Source organism: Psychrobacillus sp. BL-248-WT-3 (assembly GCF_012843435.1).
In the GTDB taxonomy this organism is placed as follows: Bacteria; Bacillota; Bacilli; order Bacillales_A; family Planococcaceae; genus Psychrobacillus.
This window is the reverse complement of the sequence record NZ_JABAFC010000013.1, coordinates 14,703-32,682: the sequence shown is the minus strand read 5'-3', so window position 1 is coordinate 32,682 and position 17,980 is coordinate 14,703. Positions and strand designations below refer to the sequence as shown.

The 17,980-nt window shown below is 40.0% G+C and carries 22 protein-coding genes and 1 tRNA gene; 20 read left to right on the top strand and 3 right to left on the bottom strand.

Translation table 11 applies throughout. The features are described from left to right. Positions 1-5 precede the first annotated feature (5 nt). The 6 genes from lgt to HF876_RS08925 all read left to right on the top strand — a co-directional run bounded on the left by lgt (position 6) and on the right by HF876_RS08925 (position 4,178). Entirely contained in the window at positions 6-815 is an 810-nt protein-coding gene (gene lgt / locus HF876_RS08950; protein ID WP_169359722.1) for a prolipoprotein diacylglyceryl transferase, read from the top strand. A 23-nt stretch (positions 816-838) separates the two neighbouring features. Beyond that, entirely contained in the window at positions 839-1,777 is a 939-nt protein-coding gene (locus HF876_RS08945) for a nucleoside recognition domain-containing protein (RefSeq protein WP_169359768.1), read from the top strand. Beyond that, positions 1,774-2,430, top strand: coding sequence for a pyrophosphatase PpaX (ppaX, locus tag HF876_RS08940; protein WP_169359721.1), 657 nt, complete (start codon positions 1,774-1,776; stop codon positions 2,428-2,430). Before HF876_RS08945 ends, ppaX begins: the two co-directional genes overlap by 4 nt. Next, the gene (locus HF876_RS08935) at positions 2,427-2,936 is read left to right on the top strand and encodes an acyltransferase (RefSeq protein WP_169359720.1); all 510 of its coding nucleotides are present in this window, start codon (positions 2,427-2,429) and stop codon (positions 2,934-2,936) included. The genes ppaX and HF876_RS08935 overlap by 4 nt, the downstream gene beginning before the upstream one ends. Before the next feature lie 158 nt (positions 2,937-3,094). Beyond that, positions 3,095-3,517 (top strand): MarR family winged helix-turn-helix transcriptional regulator, encoded by a 423-nt coding sequence (locus HF876_RS08930; RefSeq protein WP_169359719.1) that lies wholly within the window; start codon positions 3,095-3,097, stop codon positions 3,515-3,517. 34 nt (positions 3,518-3,551) lie between these two features. Continuing rightward, on the top strand, positions 3,552-4,178 hold the full coding sequence (locus HF876_RS08925) for a nitroreductase family protein (RefSeq protein WP_169359718.1): 627 nt from the start codon (positions 3,552-3,554) through the stop codon (positions 4,176-4,178). Positions 4,179-4,272: 94 nt separating this feature from the next. Here HF876_RS08925 and HF876_RS18760 read toward each other — a convergent pair whose 3' ends face one another. Further along, positions 4,273-4,572 carry a hypothetical protein gene (locus HF876_RS18760; protein WP_205964061.1) on the bottom strand — a complete coding sequence of 100 codons (300 nt, stop codon included), beginning with the start codon at positions 4,570-4,572 and terminating at the stop codon, positions 4,273-4,275. Positions 4,573-5,225: 653 nt separating this feature from the next. Here HF876_RS18760 and HF876_RS08915 point away from each other — a divergent pair. From HF876_RS08915 to HF876_RS08855, 13 genes are all read left to right on the top strand, one after another. Beyond that, the gene (locus tag HF876_RS08915; RefSeq protein ID WP_169359717.1) at positions 5,226-6,404 is read left to right on the top strand and encodes an ATP phosphoribosyltransferase regulatory subunit; all 1,179 of its coding nucleotides are present in this window, start codon (positions 5,226-5,228) and stop codon (positions 6,402-6,404) included. Further along, positions 6,397-7,026, top strand: a complete 630-nt coding sequence (gene hisG / locus HF876_RS08910; protein WP_169359716.1) for an ATP phosphoribosyltransferase — start codon at positions 6,397-6,399, stop codon at positions 7,024-7,026. The genes HF876_RS08915 and hisG overlap by 8 nt, the downstream gene beginning before the upstream one ends. 11 nt (positions 7,027-7,037) lie before the next feature. After that, complete coding sequence (gene hisD / locus HF876_RS08905) at positions 7,038-8,321, top strand: histidinol dehydrogenase (RefSeq protein ID WP_169359767.1); 1,284 nt, start codon at positions 7,038-7,040, stop codon at positions 8,319-8,321. Continuing rightward, on the top strand, positions 8,318-8,914 hold the full coding sequence (gene hisB, locus HF876_RS08900; protein WP_169359715.1) for an imidazoleglycerol-phosphate dehydratase HisB: 597 nt from the start codon (positions 8,318-8,320) through the stop codon (positions 8,912-8,914). Before hisD ends, hisB begins: the two co-directional genes overlap by 4 nt. 11 nt (positions 8,915-8,925) lie before the next feature. Further along, a complete protein-coding gene (hisA, locus tag HF876_RS08895) occupies positions 8,926-9,666 on the top strand; it encodes a 1-(5-phosphoribosyl)-5-[(5-phosphoribosylamino)methylideneamino]imidazole-4-carboxamide isomerase (RefSeq protein WP_169359714.1) in 741 nt (246 codons plus the stop codon). A gap of 25 nt (positions 9,667-9,691) precedes the next feature. Continuing rightward, positions 9,692-10,318 carry a bifunctional phosphoribosyl-AMP cyclohydrolase/phosphoribosyl-ATP diphosphatase HisIE gene (gene hisIE, locus HF876_RS08890; RefSeq protein ID WP_169359713.1) on the top strand — a complete coding sequence of 209 codons (627 nt, stop codon included), beginning with the start codon at positions 9,692-9,694 and terminating at the stop codon, positions 10,316-10,318. 76 nt (positions 10,319-10,394) lie between these two features. Next, complete coding sequence (locus HF876_RS08885) at positions 10,395-11,924, top strand: tetratricopeptide repeat protein (RefSeq protein WP_169359712.1); 1,530 nt, start codon at positions 10,395-10,397, stop codon at positions 11,922-11,924. 69 nt (positions 11,925-11,993) lie between these two features. Beyond that, the gene (gene trxB, locus HF876_RS08880; protein WP_169359711.1) at positions 11,994-12,944 is read left to right on the top strand and encodes a thioredoxin-disulfide reductase; all 951 of its coding nucleotides are present in this window, start codon (positions 11,994-11,996) and stop codon (positions 12,942-12,944) included. A 193-nt stretch (positions 12,945-13,137) separates the two neighbouring features. Continuing rightward, entirely contained in the window at positions 13,138-13,608 is a 471-nt protein-coding gene (locus HF876_RS08875; RefSeq protein ID WP_169359710.1) for an NUDIX domain-containing protein, read from the top strand. Positions 13,609-13,611: 3 nt separating this feature from the next. Then, on the top strand, positions 13,612-14,496 hold the full coding sequence (gene rapZ, locus HF876_RS08870; protein ID WP_342559832.1) for an RNase adapter RapZ: 885 nt from the start codon (positions 13,612-13,614) through the stop codon (positions 14,494-14,496). Between the two features lie 4 nt (positions 14,497-14,500). Next, complete coding sequence (locus HF876_RS08865) at positions 14,501-15,478, top strand: gluconeogenesis factor YvcK family protein (RefSeq protein WP_169359709.1); 978 nt, start codon at positions 14,501-14,503, stop codon at positions 15,476-15,478. A 31-nt stretch (positions 15,479-15,509) separates the two neighbouring features. After that, positions 15,510-16,451: a DNA-binding protein WhiA gene (gene whiA, locus HF876_RS08860; protein ID WP_169359708.1), complete on the top strand. Its 942-nt coding sequence runs from the start codon at positions 15,510-15,512 to the stop codon at positions 16,449-16,451. Positions 16,452-16,470: 19 nt separating this feature from the next. Next, a complete protein-coding gene (locus HF876_RS08855) occupies positions 16,471-16,728 on the top strand; it encodes an HPr family phosphocarrier protein (protein WP_169359707.1) in 258 nt (85 codons plus the stop codon). A gap of 64 nt (positions 16,729-16,792) precedes the next feature. Here the strand turns inward: HF876_RS08855 and HF876_RS08850 are convergent, their stop codons facing one another. Further along, complete coding sequence (locus HF876_RS08850) at positions 16,793-17,050, bottom strand: ribosomal protein L7/L12 (RefSeq protein ID WP_169359706.1); 258 nt, start codon at positions 17,048-17,050, stop codon at positions 16,793-16,795. A gap of 72 nt (positions 17,051-17,122) precedes the next feature. Then, positions 17,123-17,725: an ATP-dependent Clp endopeptidase proteolytic subunit ClpP gene (gene clpP / locus HF876_RS08845; protein ID WP_169359705.1), complete on the bottom strand. Its 603-nt coding sequence runs from the start codon at positions 17,723-17,725 to the stop codon at positions 17,123-17,125. A gap of 172 nt (positions 17,726-17,897) precedes the next feature. On the opposite strand from clpP, the gene HF876_RS08840 reads away from it, so the two are divergent. Next, positions 17,898-17,969, top strand: a tRNA-Arg gene (locus HF876_RS08840). Positions 17,970-17,980 lie beyond the last annotated feature (11 nt).

Sequence of the window (17,980 nt, the reverse complement as noted above, 5' to 3'; positions counted from 1 at the left end):
TTTTTATGAATATTCTACAAGCAATTGACCCGGTCGCTTTTTCCTTAGGGCCGCTAGAAGTAAGATGGTACGGAATAATTATTGCGTTTGGAATTGTGCTTGCTTTTATAGTCGGGCAGCGTGAAATGGTGAAAAGAGGGTTTCACCCTGATTATTTAACTGATTTACTAATTTGGGCCGTTCCAATCGCTATTATTAGTGCGCGTATTTACTATGTAATTTTTAAATGGGATATCTATAGTCAGCACCCGGAGAATATTATTAAAATATGGGAGGGTGGAATAGCGATTCACGGCGCCTTAATTGGATCGTTTTTAACCGCTTACTTCTTTACGAAAAAAAGAAAGAGCTCATTTTGGAAGGTTACGGACGTATTAGCTCCAAGTATTCTTATTGGTCAGCTAGTCGGTCGTTGGGGTAACTTTATGAACCAGGAGGCACATGGAGGAGAGGTAACAAGAACCTTCTTAGAAAATCTATTCCTTCCTAATTGGATCATAGAGCAAATGTATATCGACGGAAAGTATTATCACCCAACGTTCCTTTATGAGTCTGTTTGGAACCTGATTGGTGTTATTATTCTATTGCTGCTTCGTAAGGTAAACCTTCGCCGTGGAGAGATGTTCCTCTTCTATTTAACGTGGTATTCGGTGGGACGTTTCTTTATTGAGGGAATGCGTACGGATAGTCTTTATTTAATAGGAGATCTGCGTACTGCACAAGTAGTGTCACTAGTGACGATTGCAGTCGCAGTTATCATATTTATTTATAGAAGAAAAATGGTTAAGCCAGTGGTGCGTTATCAAGATAAGTAAGAAAGATGGGATCGAGTATGGAAATGGGAACTCTTAAAAGGGGATTGTCCGCTGGTCTAAAGACAACATGGACATTAAGCAAGGTTATCTTTCCAATTACATTAATCGTAGTTATTTTGCAATATACGCCTGTTTTGCCGTGGATTATACAATTTATAGAACCATTTATGGGCTTGATTGGCTTGCGAGGGGAAGCGGCTATTCCTCTTGTTTTAGGTAATGCCTTAAATCTGTATGCAGGTATAGCAGGAATTTTGTCATTAGAGTTAACTGTAAAAGAAGTATTTATATTAGCAACCATGTTATCGTTCTCCCACAATATTTTCATTGAAACAGGAGTGGCACTAAAGGTTGGAGTGAAGCTGTGGGTCGTATTACTCGTCCGTTTTGGGCTTGCAATAGTTTCGGCAGTTATTATTAACCTAGTGTGGCAGGGCGGAGGCGAAGTGGCTAAGTATGGAGTAGTTACAGCTACGCAAAGTGTACCAGATGGCTGGCTTGAGATCATATTACTTGGTCTTCAAAAGGCTACCTTTGGTGTGTTGCAGCTTGCGCTAATCGTCATCCCACTAATGGTGATTATTCAATTCTTAAAAGATCGAAACTATTTACAAAAGTTTTCAGAGAAGCTTGCACCATTCACAAAAGTAATTGGGGTGCAGCCAAATGCATCTATGACTCTAGTGGCTGGTCTAGTTATTGGTCTGGCTTATGGTGCCGGAGTAATGATTCAGGCAGTTCAGGAGGACGGTGTTAGTAAGAAGGATGCGACATTAGCCTTTATCTTCCTAGTAGCCTGTCATGCCGTCGTGGAGGATACGTTAATCTTTGTTCCATTAGGTATTCCAATTTTACCGCTCTTGCTCATTCGACTAATCACGGCTTTTGTCTTGACGATTATTGTCGCTTATATTTGGCGTAAATCAGAACAGAAAAAAACCAAGGAAGTGCTTACGACATGAACGAAGTAACATACAAGGCTTTGCTTTTTGATTTTGATGGCACGTTATTAGATACCAATGAGCTCATTATTGAAAGTTATTTACATATTTTAGGAGATAAATTTCCTGGGAAATATGATCGAGACTCAGTCATTCCTTTCTTAGGACCGTCCCTTCAGGAAACCTGTGAAGCGATTGATCCTACGCAAACTGATTCGCTCATTTTGTCATACAGAGAATGGAACTTGGAGCATCATGACCAAATGGTTGCACCATTCGATGGAGTTGTCGAAACGCTTCATAAATTAAAGAATGACGGCTATAAGCTAGCAATCGTTTCGACTAAAAGAAGAGAAATGATTGATAGAGGACTTCAGCTGATGGGGTGTCAGTCATTATTTGACACGATTGTTGGATTGGAAGATGTTTCTCGTACAAAGCCAGATCCAGAACCAATATTACTTGCTTTAGAGCATTTGAATGTCTCAAAAGAGGATGCCCTTATGATAGGAGATAATTTTCATGATATAGTGGGCGGACAAAATGCTGGAGTGGACACTGCCGGGGTCGCTTGGTCTATAAAAGGCGAGGGCTTCTTGTCCACATACAATCCAACGTACATGCTCTATCATATAAATGACTTACTTTCTATTAAAAAAGGACAGCTGCTATGAGGAAAACAGAGAGATTTCCTGTAAAAGGTGCGAATTCACTTTGGCATGTATACGATACCGTTCCGTTTTGGAAGGTCATTAAAAACTTTATTTTTATTCAAGCTGCGAGATATTCTCCTTTCTTAAGCTGGAAAAACTTTTTTTACCGTACCTTTCTACGTATGGAGGTCGGCAAAGAAACCTCCTTTGCTTTAATGGTCATGGTCGATGTGATGTTCCCTGAAAGGATTAAAGTGGGGAACAATACGATTATCGGCTATAACACAACGATTTTAGCACATGAATATTTAATCGATGAATACCGAATTGGTGATGTTATTATCGGAGATCGTGTTTTAATAGGTGCGAATTCTACGATTTTGCCTGGAGTAACAATCGGTAACGATGCCATTATTTCTGCGGCAACATTAGTAAATGCGGACGTACCAGAGGGCTGCTTTGTTGGAGGCAATCCGATGCGCATTATCTATACAAAGGAAGAAATGCTAGAGCGCAATGCAAAATAAGTATGAACTAAAACTGTACGACTATTTGTTAGCTACTAACTAACATGGTCGTCAGTTTTTTTGTGCGAATCAAAATACTTGATTAATTATTTTAATAAATTATAATTGACGAATCAACAATTGACTGGTCAAGAGTTCAGTCTGTTAGGAGTGGAAAGATGGCTAAGTCCTTTAAAGAAATAAAACAAACATTACTTATGCTTAAAAGTTTGGATAGGCGCATAGCTCAAAACTTTGAAAAGAAGACAGGTATTAGCCTAACTAGATATGAAATGCTGAACACCATATTTGAACGTGCACAGCTTTCCCAAATAGAGCTACAGCAAACGTTGAAAATAGATCAAGGGGCAATCACAAGACATTTAAAAATACTTGAAGAGAAAAACTTTGTCGTTCGCAATCGTAATAAGCAAAATAATAGAGAAGTCATTGTCCAAATCACGGAAACTGGTATCGCTACTTTGGAAGACTGTGATTTAGGTAAAAATGAATTCATAGACGAATTATTTAATGGATTTACCGATCAAGAGATTCAACAGCTTCAAACACTAGTCAAGAAATTGATTGATAACACGAACTAAAAAAATCATTAAAATTTGAAAAGGGGTTTTTTATATGCAAAAAACACATACAACAATCGACCAATTGATTCATGAAAGAAAATCAGTTCGTAAATATAAAGAAAATGTCGTTATTCCACATGAGGATCTACAAACTTTGTTACAAAAAGCAATTACTGCACCTTCCTCAAGTAATATGCAGCCATGGCGCTTTATCGTTATTGAGGACCAGCAGGTTAAAAAGGAATTGCGCCCAATCGCTAATAATCAAGAACAAGTAGAGACATCATCGGCTATTATCGCTGTACTCGGTGACCTAGAAATGTACAAGAATACAGAAAAAATTTATAATACAAATTTTGAAAAGGGCTATATGAGTAGAGAAATAGCTAATTTCATGATAGAAAGCTCACTTTCTTTATACGGTAATCTTCCTGAAGAAGTCATGAAAAATATTGTTCACTTTGATGCGGGACTTATATCCATGCAAATCATGCTATTAGCGAAGGACATGGGCTATGACACAGTTCCAATGGGCGGATTTGACAAAGTGAAATTTGCGGAGAAATTTAATTTACCTCAAAATGAAATCCCTATTTTACTTATTGCAATTGGTGAAGCAGCAGCCCCGGCTTACGGATCATCACGTCTTCCTCTTGAACAAATAGTAAGATATATTTAAACAAAAAGAGGGCAGCGCAAAGCCGGCCGCATAATAAAAAACAGTTCCAATTTTACTTATTGTAAGATTGGAACTGTTTTTTTGTAGTTTTAAGCTAATCTCTTGTGAAAATTATGATTGCACCAGCTAAAAAAACACCCATTAAAATTATTAGTAAAAGACTAAAAACTGACTGATTTGAAAAATACCTAATAAAAACAATAGGTGTGCCAATCATAGCCAAAATGGAAACAAACTTCATATAGCTGATAACTTTTGGAGAAACTTCAGGTTCTTCTTCGTACATCCAGCGTTTTCCCCATAAAAAGCTTTCTTCAGGGTAGTTATATGTCCAAATGAAGAAAGCATAAAGCGGTATCATAAAGACTATTAAGATGAAGATTTCGCCTATCATTTTGTTTTCCCCCCGGACAATTAAAGAATATAGATCACCCAAACTAAACTGTGGTTTTACTTTAATACGGTTGAGAATAGTGCAGGTTCCGAATTTAGATGAATTTTACATTTAAAATGAATGAAACCCTGGGGATAAGTAAAAGTATTTGGAGGAATGCGGTGAAAATGTCCGGGACGAGGAAAAGTGTTGCGTCAAAATAGAAAGTGTTGCGCCAAATTCAAAAGTATTGCGGAAAACGGATTAAGTGTTGCACTAAAATCCAAAGTGTTGCGGAAATCGAGTTAAGTGTTGCACGAAATTAAAGTGTTGCAGAAACGGGTAGAAGTGTTGCGCGAAATACAAAAGTGTTGCGGAAAACGAGTTAAGTGTTGCGCCAAATACAAAAGTGTTGCGGAAAACGAGTTAAGTGTTGCACGAAATTAAAGTGTTGCGGAAACGGGTAGAAGTGTTGCGCCAAATTTAAAAGTGTTGCAGATAACCCGCTAACTGTGCTCCAAACGATGAACCTGCTGGGGAGTGGTTGAGGGGAATTAAAAGGGCTCTTAAATCTATAAGCTTATGAAGTTGACGAATAGTCTGAAATAGTATAAAATTTATTTAATTTATTATATTAGCACTCTACTACAGTGAAGTGAATTAGGGGTGGGACAATGAGTAAAATTCAAATGTTTGAGAAGCCGCTTGGTATGCGAGATTCGTTCCCAGAGGTTAATGAGCAAAAAGAATACATAAGATCCGTCGCGAGAGAGTTTATTCGCACCAAAGGATATGATTTTATAAAAACACCATCGGTCGAGTATTTTGAGACGATTGGGAAGGCGTCGGCAATTGATGAGTCCTCATTATTTAAATTGGTGGATAACCAAGGAGAGATGCTCGTTTTACGACCTGATATGACGACTCCTATCGCTAGAATAGCAGCATCCAAGCTATTAAAAGAAAAGAATCCGCTTCGCCTTGCGTATTATGCAAATGTATTTCGTGCGCAACAACGGGAGGGTGGAAGGCCAGCGGAATTTGAGCAGCTGGGCTTAGAGCTGATTGGTGATTTTAGTCCTTACGGAGACAGCGAGATTATTTATACGGCTGTAGAGCTCATTAAAGCGTTAGGCGTGGAACATTTTCAAATCACGATTGGGCACGCTGGGCTTTTGACAGCTATTCTTTCCAATAATACAAACAAGCCGGAGCAGGTAGAAACGCTAAGAATGCTCCTAGTAGAAAAGAATTTTGTAGGATTCATGAAAATGCTGGCTGACTTAGAGCTATCAGCTATTCAACAAGAAAACTTGACTATGCTGGTGGATCATACGATGGCATCGAAGTCCGTGGAAGATTTTAGACAGCTTTTGACAAACGAGCAGCAATATTTAGTGGATCAGATTATACAGCTCCAGCAGCTATTAGAGCTTCAGCTGAGTGATCCCTCTATTTATTCCTTCGACTTTTCATTAGCAAGCCATATGAGCTATTACACAGGTATGCTGTTTGAGATTCATGCTGCTGGCAGTGGCTTTCCTCTTGGAAATGGTGGAAGGTATGACGAGCTATTTAAGCAATTTGAACAAAATGTTGGAGCAACCGGCTTTGGATTAAGAGTAGATCGGCTGCTAGAGGTTCTCCCTAAAAAAGAGAAAAATGAAAAACATACACTTATTTTATTTGATAAAGGCTCCTTCCTAAAAGCTAATGTTCTAGCAGAGGCAAGACGTAGTATTGGGGAGCGCGTAACGCTTCAATATGAGGGCAGTGTCCATGACTTAGAGGCCTATCAATATAGTTTTCAGGAGATAATTAAGGTAGTAGAAGGTGGTTTTGCAGGTGAATGAATTAACGATTGCGATGCCGAAAGGGCGCATTTTTGAGGAAGCCTATCAACTATTTGTCGAAGCAGGGTTTAATTTACCAGCTGAAATTAGCGATTCTCGCAAGCTGATCGTAGAAGCGCCGGATGAGCGAATACAGTTCATCTTAGCGAAGCCAATGGATGTCCCGGTTTACGTCGAGCATGGGGTCGCTGATATTGGAATAGCTGGCAAGGACGTTTTACTGGAGCAGCATCGAGATGTGCATGAATTATTAGATTTACATATTAGTAATTGCTATATTGCAACAGCAGGGCTGCCGAATACGGTGATGAATGAGATCGCCCCTCGTGTTGCAACTAAATATCCAACAATAGCTACTAATTTCTACAAGGAAAAAGGGGAGCAGGTGGAAATCATTGAGCTGAACGGTTCGATAGAGCTGGCTCCAATGATAGGCCTAGCCGACCGTATCGTCGATATCGTGTCGACAGGACAAACGCTAAAAGAAAACGGCTTAGTGGAATATGAAAGGATTGTGGATATATCCTCTCGACTAATCGTGAATCCTGTAAGCTATCGTGTAAAAAGTGAGCGGATTCGAGAGTTCGTTGCCAAGCTAAATAAAGAACTTCAAAAAAGGTAGGGAATACCATGATGAAAATAGAGAAGCTTACAGAGAGCATCACATTACAGCGCTCTGTGGAGCAGGCTAATATGACTCACCTCACAACCGTTCGAGAGGTTATTTCAGAGGTACAAGCAAATGGAGACCAAGCGTTACTCGCCTATACAGAAAAATGGGATGGAGTTAAGCTTTCAAGCCTAAGAGTTTCCCCAGAGGAGATCGAAGAAGCGTTCATCGGCTTTGATCCTCAGCTGATAGAGGATTTGAAGGAAGCAGCGAATAATATTCGTACATTTCATGAGAAGCAGGCGAGACAAAATATTGAATTGGCTCTAGAGAAAAACTCATATATTCAATATAGAATCTCACCATTAGATGCAGTCGGCTTATATGTGCCAGGTGGGACAGCGGCATATCCATCATCCGTACTCATGAATGCGATTCCAGCCATTGTCGCAGGTGTAACTCGAGTAGTTATCGTATCGCCACCTTCTAAGGATGGCAGGCTTCCTGCTTCGGTTCTAGTCGCAGCAAAAATAGCTGGAATAACAGAAATCTATAAGGTAGGTGGCGCACAAGCGATTGCGGCGCTGGCTTACGGAACAGAATCCATTCAACCTGTGGATAAAATAACTGGACCAGGTAACAGCTATGTGGCACTTGCGAAACGTGAAGTGTTTGGCAAGGTGGCAATCGATATGATTGCTGGGCCAAGTGAGATAGCGATTATTGCCGATGATACCGCCTACGCAGATGAGGTAGCAGCTGATTTATTGGCACAGGCGGAGCATGATGCCTTTGCGAGTTCGGTTTTAATTACCACTAGTGAGCCTTTAGCCAAGCAGGTTTCCATAGAAGTAGAGAGACAGCTAAAGCAGCTTCCTCGTGAAGAAATTGCACGGGCCTCTATAGAAAACTACGGTCGTATCTATTTGGCACAATCGCTTCAAGAGGCAGTCAAGGCAACAAATGAGCTTGCCCCTGAGCATTTAGAAATTATTACGGAAAATGCAATAGAGCTGAGTGAGCAGATCAAGCACGCTGGAGCTATATTCATCGGTCGATATAGTAGTGAGCCGGTTGGTGATTATTTTGCCGGTACGAACCATGTGCTTCCAACGAACAGTACGGCTCGTTTTTCAAGTGGCTTAAATGTAGACGATTTTGTAAAGAAAACGAGTGTCGTGTATTATTCGGAGGAAATGTGGCAGGAGCAATATCCTAAAATCGCTCGTTTGGCTAGACTCGAGCAATTAGAGGGACACGCTCGATCTGTCGAATCAAGAAGCTGGGAGAAGGGGAATGCAAAATGAAACCAAATCGAATTGCTAAAATAGATAGAATGACAAATGAAACAAAGGTTTATGTAGATATTAATCTGGATGGAGAGGGTAAGGCGGAAATTGAGACTGGCGTTCCTTTTATGGATCATATGCTGGACCTGTTTACGAAGCATGGCCTGTTCGATGCCACAATTAAAGCAAATGGCGATACACATATAGACGACCACCACACAACAGAAGATATCGGTATTGTATTAGGGCAAGCAGTAAAAGAGGCACTAGGAGACAAAAAGAGTATCAAACGCTATGGAAATGCGTTTGTTCCAATGGATGATGCATTAGCCCAGGTTGTAATTGACATTTCAAACAGACCTCATTTAGAGTTCAGGGCACAGTTTCCGACACAAAAGGTAGGGAACTTTGATACAGAGCTGGTTCACGAATTCCTATGGAAATTTGCTTTAGAGGCTCGTATGAACGTCCATGTCATCGTTCACTACGGAGCAAATACCCACCATATGATCGAAGCGATTTTCAAGGCACTTGCTCGAGCAATCGACGATGCCATTACAATAGATGATCGAGTGAAGGGTGTTCCTTCTACAAAGGGTCTACTTACATAAGGAGGAATTTCATGAGCTCAATACAAGTATATCCCGCAATCGATATGAAGGGCGGTAAATGTGTACGCCTGTATCAAGGGGATTATGAACAAGAAACTATATATGGAGACTCTCCATTTGATATGGCAAAAAAGTTTGTCGATGAAGGGGCAACCTGGATTCATTTGGTTGATCTAGACGGGGCAAAGGATGGCGAAAAGATTCATGCCAAGGAGGTTATCCGTATTGCGAAAGAGCTACCGGTTAACGTTCAAATAGGCGGAGGAATACGATCTAGCGAGGATGTGAGCTACTATCTTGATCACGGGGTCAATCGTGTCATTATAGGTAGTCTTGCCATTTCACAGCCAGAGCTTGTTGCCAATCTGATTCAAGAGTATGGCGGTGATCGAATCGTCATTGGGTTAGATGCGAAGGATGGCATGGTAGCAACACATGGCTGGCTGGAAACTTCTAGCCAATCCGCAATCGAAGTAGGACAATATTTTGCCTCTAAAGGTGCGAAACACGTTATTTTTACAGACATTGCGACTGATGGAACATTGCAAGGTCCCAACTTAAAAGCGAACAAAGAGCTAGCAGAAGCGACCGGACTGTCGATTATTGTATCAGGAGGAATCAGCTCCTTAGAGGACATCGAGGCAGTAGCGGAGCTATCTACAATCTCCAGCGTTAGCGGAGTAATCACAGGAAAAGCGTTATACAACAATCGTTTTACATTAAAAGAGGCGCTACAAACAATAAGTAATTGAGCAAGCCTTGAAGGGGAGTAAGAATATGGCTACATTAACATTTGACGATAAAGGACTAATCCCAGTAATTGTACAGCATGCCGTTACAAGAGAGGTTTTAACGCTTGCATATATGAATGAAGAGGCATATGAAAAAACAGTGGAGACGAGAGAGGCATGGTTCTTCAGTCGTAGCAGACAAGAGCTGTGGCATAAGGGAGAAACGTCCGGAAATACTCAGAAGGTCGTATCCATTCAAACGGACTGTGACTCCGATGCACTCGTACTAGAGGTGCTGCCTAGTGGACCTGCTTGTCACACGGGAGAAGAGACATGCTTCCATAAGAGCCTAGAAAAATTCGAGGAGGCATCTGGCTATAATGTCCTTACTAATTTGATAAAAACGATTGAAGAACGTCAGCAAACGATGCCAGAAGGTGCCTATACTACTTACTTGTTTGAAAAAGGTGTAGACAAAATTTGCAAGAAGGTCGGAGAGGAAGCATCAGAGGTGATCATTGCCTCCAAAAATAATGATGCAGAGGAACTGAAATGGGAAGCGGCAGATCTCATTTATCACTTACTTGTTTTATTGCAAAACCAAAAAGTCAGCTACTATGATTTATTACAGGTGTTACAAAAAAGACATGAAGCGAAAGCAGATAAAAAATAATACTTTATGATATACTGAAAATATACTAATAAGGAGCGTTTCCGTAACGTTCCTTATTATTTTTCGGAGGAGTATCTTGAATAAAAAAAGAAGTAAGAAACTAGACAAAGAAAATATAATTTCATTTTTGCCGACTGGCGAATATTACTATAAAAAAGCATTAGATGAGCTTCAAAAAGATGAGTTACAAAAAGCACAAAAATATTTAAAGCGAGCAACTGATTTAAGTCCAGACGAACCAATGATCTTACTGCAATATGGGATCCTCCAAATGGAGTTCGATAACTATGATTACGCTCATGAGCTATTGAGAAGCGCGTATTCACTAGATCCGAACGAAGGAGATATCATTTTCTTTTTAGCTGAGGTAAACGCTCATTTGGGAAACTTTATAGAGGCAAATCGCTTTGCCAAAATCTATTTAGAAAAGGAAGTTAACGGAGAATATATGGAGGAAGCAATGGAAATCATTGATTTCACCGAGCAGGAGGATATCGTAAACCTTCAGCTGGATACCCCCTCTAGTGAGGCGCTTTTCCTTCAAGAAAAAGCCCGACGCTTTATGGAGCAGGGTAAATTTGTAGAAGCAGTTGAGCTGCTGGAATCGATCATTGCAGACCATCCTGATTTTTGGGCAGCGTTCAATAACCTAGCGCTTGCTTATTTTTATTTAGGAGAGGAAGAACAGGCTAAAGCATTACTGCATCAGGTATTACGAGAGAACCAAGGGAATATCCATGCATTATGTAACTTGGCTGTTATTCACTACTATGAAAGAAATAACGAGGAGCTTGAGGAAATCACAGCTCTTTTATCTAAAATAAATCCTTATTTTATCGAGCATCGCTATAAATTAGGGGCAACTTTTGCGTTAATAGGGAAATATGAACAAGCCTTCAAATGGTTGAGAAGCATTCAACGAAAAGGATTTGAAGCAGATCCAGGCTTCTATTTTTGGCTTTCGCATTCTGCTTATTTTGCAGGGCATGAGGAAGTGGCGCGTAATGCGTGGAAAGCGCTTTTAAAGCTGGATCCAGAAAAAGCAGGCTTCGAGCCGTGGCTCCCACAAATGAAGGAGCTAGTAGAGCCAAATAACGAGGAACAAAAGAACTTAATCTTAGAAAAGCTAGAAAACAAAAATATTAGTGAACGTATTTTTGGCTTCTATCTGTTAGGGAAGTCTCGTCATCGCCAGGAAATTATCGCACACCCTAAGTGGATTGTAGTGGAGGAACTGACTACAATGGAGAAATTGTTTTTAGCTAATTCTCTTGGGCATAAATTCGATGAGAAATCTCCGGCAGAAAAAGCATTTTTGAGAGCCATTGCAGCTACGGATTTACTTTATGACAACAACAAGTCACTGGAGCAGTCAGAGACACTGTTATTACAAATGTGGTTTGTGCTAGTAGAGCGTGCGCTAGAAAAAGGGTATGGCTTTAAAAATCCGCGTGCTTTGGCAGCAGCGACTGAGTATATGTTCGTATCCTCACGAATGAAAAACGTGACGAAAAAACAATATGCGGAGCAATACGGAATCACTACAGCAACGCTCACGAAATATGTCAACGAGCTAATCCAATTCTTACCTTTTTCTGACTCCTAAGCATATTAGTTGATGAAGGGTACAAAATTAGTTAGATTGTTGGTATGTAGTACGTAGGAGGAATTATCGATGACAACTGAAAATATATATGACGTGATTATTATAGGAGCGGGCCCAGCAGGTATGACAGCAGCTGTATATACTTCCCGTGCAAACCTTTCCACTCTAATGATTGAACGTGGAATTCCAGGCGGCCAAATGGCTAATACAGAAGAGGTAGAAAACTACCCAGGATTTGAAACAATCTTAGGACCTGAGCTTTCTACTAAAATGTTCGATCATGCGAAAAAATTTGGTGCAGAATATGCATATGGTGACGTTTCCGAAGTAGTCGATAACGGAGACTATAAAACCGTAAAAGTAAGCGGTAAAGAATATAAAGCGTTAGCTGTTATCATCTCTTCAGGAGCTGAGTACAAAAAAATGGGTATTCCCGGCGAAACAGAGCTTGGTGGACGTGGCGTAAGCTATTGTGCAGTTTGTGATGGTGCTTTCTTTAAAGGGAAAGACCTAGTAGTAGTTGGAGGCGGGGACTCTGCAGTTGAAGAGGGTGCTTTCTTAACTAAGTTTGCCAACAAGGTAACAATCGTACATCGTAGAGATAAGCTTCGCGCTCAAAAAATTCTACAGGACCGAGCTTTTGCTAACGAAAAAATAGACTTTATTTGGAATACAACATTAAAAGAAATACACGGAACAGACGGTAAGGTTTCTAGCGTTACTTTAGTATCCACAGTGGATGGTTCCGAAAAAGAATTTTCAACAGACGGTGTATTCGTATATGTTGGAATGCTACCACTTACAAAACCATTTCATAGCCTTGGCATCTTAAATGAAAATGGTTATATCGTTACAAACGAGAAAATGGAAACAGCAGTACCTGGTATCTTTGGGGCAGGGGACGTTCGTGATAAAATGCTTCGTCAAATTGTCACAGCAACAGGTGATGGTAGTGTAGCAGCTTTATCAGCTCAGCACTATATTGAGCATTTAAAAGATAAAAACACATCAAATATTTAATTTAATTTTATCTTAATTTAACTGTAACTGTTCTGAAACATATTAAGTGTATAGTAAAGTATATAAATTGACCCCCTTTTTATATATGCAAGATTTGAACAGGCTGTTTTGCGATTTAAATCGTGAAGCAGCCTCTTTTTGTGCAAATTCATGTATAATATAAGGTAACTACAGACAGATGGAGTGACCATACGTGCAAAGAATCGCTAATTTACTTATTTGTAAAGACGACAAAGTTTTGTTATTAAAGAAACCACGTAGAAACTGGTATGTTGCACCAGGCGGAAAAATGGAAGAAGGAGAATCTATTCTTATTTCTGCTGTTCGTGAGTTTACGGAAGAGACAAACACTGTACCGATCAATCCACATTTAAAGGGAATCTATACAATGCTCATTGAAGAGGATGGGAAACGTCTAGATGAATGGATGTTATTTACCTTTATCGGAACAGATATAGAAGGAACTCCATATAAAGAAACTAAAGAAGGTGTGCTCGAATGGCACCCGGTTGAAGATTTAGCACATCTACCGATGGCAGAGGGAGATCGAACAAATCTATTGTTTGCTGTAAAGGAAAAGGGTATGCAATACGGTACTTTTGTATATACTCCAGATTTCGCATTAATCAGTGAAACTATTCAACATTCATGGGAGGATAAATAGATAGTGGAAACTCAGCAGAAGCCAGAAACAGAAGTAGTCATCATTACTGGAATGTCAGGAGCAGGAAAAACAGTAGCTATCCAAAGCTTTGAAGACCTAGGCTATTATTGCATAGACAATCTTCCTCCTGAGCTCCTAAGCACTTTTATCAAGCTAATGATTGAGTCAAATCAGCAACCGCGAAATATAGCAGCGGTAATGGATTTGCGTGGAGGGAAAATGTTTCATTCACTCGTTGACTCCGTTAACCAGCTTCAAGAAGCAACCTCTGTAACTCCAAAGGTGTTGTTTTTGGATGCACAGGATGAGGTTCTTGTCCGAAGATATAAGGAAACAAGACGCTCCCATCCGTTAGCAAATGCAGGATTGCCATTAGAAGGTATAAAAAAGGAAAGAGAGCTTCTTTCTGACTTAAAAGGCAGAGCACAATTTATTTATAATACATCCAAGATGAAGCCACGCGAGCTTCGAGAAAAAATTCAAGAGGAATTTTCGACAAATGGAAGCCAGGTCTTTACGGTGAACGTTATGTCCTTCGGTTTTAAGCATGGAATTCCTATTGATGCAGATTTGGTTTTTGACGTTCGTTTTCTTCCAAATCCGTATTATATCGAGGAGCTCCGTTTAAAATCAGGACTAAATGAAGAGGTTTCTAGCTACGTTTTAAAATGGGCAGATACGAAGACGCTTATCGAAAAACTAAAAGACTTGTTTGCCTTTATGATTCCGCAATACAAGCGAGAAGGCAAGACGCAGCTTGTTATTGCCTTTGGCTGTACGGGCGGTCAACACCGTTCTGTCACACTAGCAGAATATTTCGGTAAGGTTTTTAAGGAAGACGATGAAACAGTAATAACTCATAGAGATGTTACTATCAGGAAGGAATGACTTAATGGGTCGTACAAAACACCGTAAAAAAATAGTCATCATTGGTGGTGGTACTGGCTTATCTACCTTGCTTCGAGGACTTAAAAAACTTCCATTAGATATTACTGCCATTGTTACAGTTGCGGATGACGGAGGAAGCTCCGGTAGATTAAGAGATGATTATGATATTCCACCACCTGGTGATATCCGAAACGTCTTAGCAGCCTTATCAGAGGTAGAGCCGCTCGTAGAAGAAATGTTTCAGTTTCGCTTCACTAATTCCAGCGAACTCGAGGGACATTCCTTAGGCAATCTAATGATTACTGCTTTAACCTCGATTACAGGAGATTTCGCACATGCAATCACGGAAATGAGCCGTGTTTTAAATATTCATGGAAAAGTGCTTCCTGCTGCCAATCAGCTAGTCACACTCCATGCACAATTTGAGGATAAAACTATTGTTACAGGGGAATCTAAAATACCGGACTATGGGAAAAAGATAGAAAAGGTATTTATTACTCCTGACGATGTAAAGCCACTGCCAGAGGCAATTAACCTAATCCGCCAAGCGGATATTATAGCAATTGGACCAGGTAGCCTTTATACTAGTATTTTGCCTAATCTCTTAGTCGAAGATATTCGTAAGGCAGTCATCCGTTCGAAGGCTAAAAAAGTGTACATTTGCAATCTTATGACACAAGCTGGAGAAACGAATAACTATACTGCGTATGATCATGTAGAAGCATTGATCGACCATGTAGGCGAGAACTTTATAGACTCTTTGTTGATAAGTAATGAGGAAATTCCTGAAAATGTTCAGTATTTATACAAGCAGGAGAAGGCTTCTCCCGTTAAAATTGATATAGAGAAATTAGAAACACTAGACATAGAAATCGTTAAGAAGGACATTTCCATCGTATATAATGGCGCTGTCCGTCATGATGCGATAAAAGTAGCGGAATGGCTTTACGAATATGCAGGCCAAAAAGGATTCAAACAATAGAGAGGCTCTGCAAGAAAGGGGGAAACGTTATATGTCGTTTGCTTCTGAAACAAAAAAAGAGATGACACAGGAGGAGGCTGAGCCTTGCTGTTCGAAGGCAGAGCTTTCAGCGCTCATCCGTATGAATGGTTCTCTTTCTTTTAGCAACAAAATGCTTAGCTTGGATGTCCAAACCGAAAATGCGGCGATTGCCCGAAGGCTGTACACGTTGATCAAATCATTGTATCAGCTGAACGTGGAAGTACTTGTTCGTAAAAAGATGCGTCTTAAAAAGAATAATGTCTATATTTGCCGAGTAAGAGAAGGCTCCAAGAGGCTACTAGAGGATTTAATGATTTTGAAGGAAGGCTTTGAATTTGAGTATTCGATTTCACAGGAGCTTGTCAAAAAAAACTGCTGTAAAAGAGCTTACCTACGTGGAGCTTTCTTAGCAGGAGGCTCTGTCAATAATCCAGAAACTTCCTCTTATCACTTAGAAATTTACTCCTTATATAAAACACATAGCGACGCATTAGTCGATTTAATGAACTTTTATGAATTAAATGCAAAAACCATTGAACGTAAAAAAGGTTTTGTGGCATATTTAAAGGAAGCAGAAAAAATTTCTGACTTTTTAAGCATCGCTGGAGCACATCGTGCCCTCTTAAAATTTGAGGATGTGCGAATTATCCGAGACATGCGGAACAGTGTCAATCGCTTGGTCAACTGTGAAACGGCCAATCTGAACAAAACCATCAGTGCAGCTATCCGACAAGTGGATAACATCCGTTTTATCGATAATGCAATCGGGCTGGATCAATTGCCTGAGAAGCTTCGAGAAATTGCCCGTCTTCGTGTCGAGTATCAGGATGTAACCCTAAAGGAGCTAGGCGACATGGTATCCACTGGAACTGTAAGTAAATCAGGTGTTAACCATCGCTTGCGTAAGCTGGATGAAATAGCAGATGCTTTAAGAAGAGGCGAATCAATTTAAAGAAATGGGGCTAAGGATTATGGCGGAACAACAGGTCGAAGTAAAATTACAATCAGGACTACAAGCGAGACAAGCAGCTTTATTTGTACAAGCAGCGAATCGTTTTATAGCAGATGTGTTTCTTGAAAAAGATGACAAAAAGGTAAACGCTAAAAGTATCATGGGAATCATGAGCCTTGCGATTGGCAAGGGCGCTACTGTTACTTTGAGTGCTGAAGGCTCTGATGAAGAGGAAGCTGTGGAATCATTAGTTAAGTTCATTTCTAATGCTGAATAAATAAAGAGAGCTGTTATCTAGTCCGCTTGGATTAGATAACAGCTTTTTTTTCGTAGAAGTGACATTAAATATGGTTAAGCACTTTATCTACATATTTCTTTGCTGGTACTAGTCCTAAGCCTGTTTCATTCCGAACAAGCTTGACCATTTCAACCTGGCTGCTGTCATTATTATTCATCTCTACGATTTGTTTTTCTAAGGCTTTGTCTCCTTTAAACGGAAGGGCCTGTTGTGATTCTAATTTTTTTATTTTGCTTTGTAGACTTACGATGTAAATGACTAAGGACAATATGATTAACAGAGAACTTATTGTATATAGCAAATGGAACACAACCTTTCATCTTTTTATAAAAAAATCCAAGGCAGAGAATCACCGCCTTGGATTTATATTATATTATTTTACATCTTTTTTCATGTCGCTACGTGAGATGATATGGTCGATTAGACCGTATTCTAATGCACGCTCTGCTGGCATGAAGTTATCGCGATCTGTGTCTTTTGAAACGACTTCAATCGGTTGACCAGTACGTTCGGCCATAATTTGGTTTAGCTTGTCGCGTAGATATAAGATACGTTTTGCTGCAATCTCAATTTCCGTTGCTTGCCCTTGAGCTCCACCAAGTGGTTGGTGAATCATAACCTCAGCATTTGGAAGTGCATAGCGTTTGCCTTTTGTTCCAGCTGTAAGTAAGAAAGCACCCATTGATGCTGCCATACCGATACAAATAGTTTGTACGTCTGGTTTAATGAATTGCATTGTATCGTAGATAGCCATACCTGCTGTAATACTTCCGCCTGGGCTATTGATATAGATAGAGATATCTTTTTCTGGATCTTCTGCTTCTAGGAATAAAAGCTGGGCAACGATCGAGTTTGATACGTTGTCATCAATCGCGCTACCAAGCATGATGATGCGGTCTTTTAATAATCTAGAATAAATGTCATACGCACGCTCGCCGCGATTTGTTTGTTCAATAACTGTAGGGATTAAATTCATCCTGGATTGCCTCCTTCAAGGTAATTGTTAGTGTTTTTTTAGTGTGTACTGAGAAATTCTGCCTCAGTTGTAACTTTATCATACATGGAATGGTCAAGGAAGGTCAAATATTAAGCTTTGAAATGTTGACTTGAATTATTCCTCATCCATTTGTATAATAGAAAGGTCGCTTGCCCCTGTAGTTTAATGGATATGACGTAAGATTCCGGTTCTTGAGATGGGGGTTCGATTCCCTCCAGGGGCGTCCATAACAGT

Excerpts from the sequence above, each read along its gene's own strand:
- hisB (WP_169359715.1), top strand. The coding sequence starts at position 8,318 with ATGAAACCAAATCGAATTGCTAAAATAGATAGAATGACAAATGAAACA.
- HF876_RS08925 (WP_169359718.1), top strand. The coding sequence starts at position 3,552 with ATGCAAAAAACACATACAACAATCGACCAATTGATTCATGAAAGAAAA.
- lgt (WP_169359722.1), top strand. The coding sequence starts at position 6 with ATGAATATTCTACAAGCAATTGACCCGGTCGCTTTTTCCTTAGGGCCG.
- HF876_RS08930 (WP_169359719.1), top strand. The coding sequence starts at position 3,095 with ATGGCTAAGTCCTTTAAAGAAATAAAACAAACATTACTTATGCTTAAA.
- HF876_RS08855 (WP_169359707.1), top strand. The coding sequence starts at position 16,471 with ATGGCGGAACAACAGGTCGAAGTAAAATTACAATCAGGACTACAAGCG.
- clpP (WP_169359705.1), bottom strand. The coding sequence starts at position 17,725 with ATGAATTTAATCCCTACAGTTATTGAACAAACAAATCGCGGCGAGCGT.
- HF876_RS08935 (WP_169359720.1), top strand. The coding sequence starts at position 2,427 with ATGAGGAAAACAGAGAGATTTCCTGTAAAAGGTGCGAATTCACTTTGG.
- whiA (WP_169359708.1), top strand. The coding sequence starts at position 15,510 with ATGTCGTTTGCTTCTGAAACAAAAAAAGAGATGACACAGGAGGAGGCT.
- trxB (WP_169359711.1), top strand. The coding sequence starts at position 11,994 with ATGACAACTGAAAATATATATGACGTGATTATTATAGGAGCGGGCCCA.
- HF876_RS18760 (WP_205964061.1), bottom strand. The coding sequence starts at position 4,572 with ATGATAGGCGAAATCTTCATCTTAATAGTCTTTATGATACCGCTTTAT.
- hisIE (WP_169359713.1), top strand. The coding sequence starts at position 9,692 with ATGGCTACATTAACATTTGACGATAAAGGACTAATCCCAGTAATTGTA.
- HF876_RS08945 (WP_169359768.1), top strand. The coding sequence starts at position 839 with ATGGGAACTCTTAAAAGGGGATTGTCCGCTGGTCTAAAGACAACATGG.
- ppaX (WP_169359721.1), top strand. The coding sequence starts at position 1,774 with ATGAACGAAGTAACATACAAGGCTTTGCTTTTTGATTTTGATGGCACG.
- hisD (WP_169359767.1), top strand. The coding sequence starts at position 7,038 with ATGAAAATAGAGAAGCTTACAGAGAGCATCACATTACAGCGCTCTGTG.
- HF876_RS08865 (WP_169359709.1), top strand. The coding sequence starts at position 14,501 with ATGGGTCGTACAAAACACCGTAAAAAAATAGTCATCATTGGTGGTGGT.
- hisA (WP_169359714.1), top strand. The coding sequence starts at position 8,926 with ATGAGCTCAATACAAGTATATCCCGCAATCGATATGAAGGGCGGTAAA.
- HF876_RS08915 (WP_169359717.1), top strand. The coding sequence starts at position 5,226 with ATGAGTAAAATTCAAATGTTTGAGAAGCCGCTTGGTATGCGAGATTCG.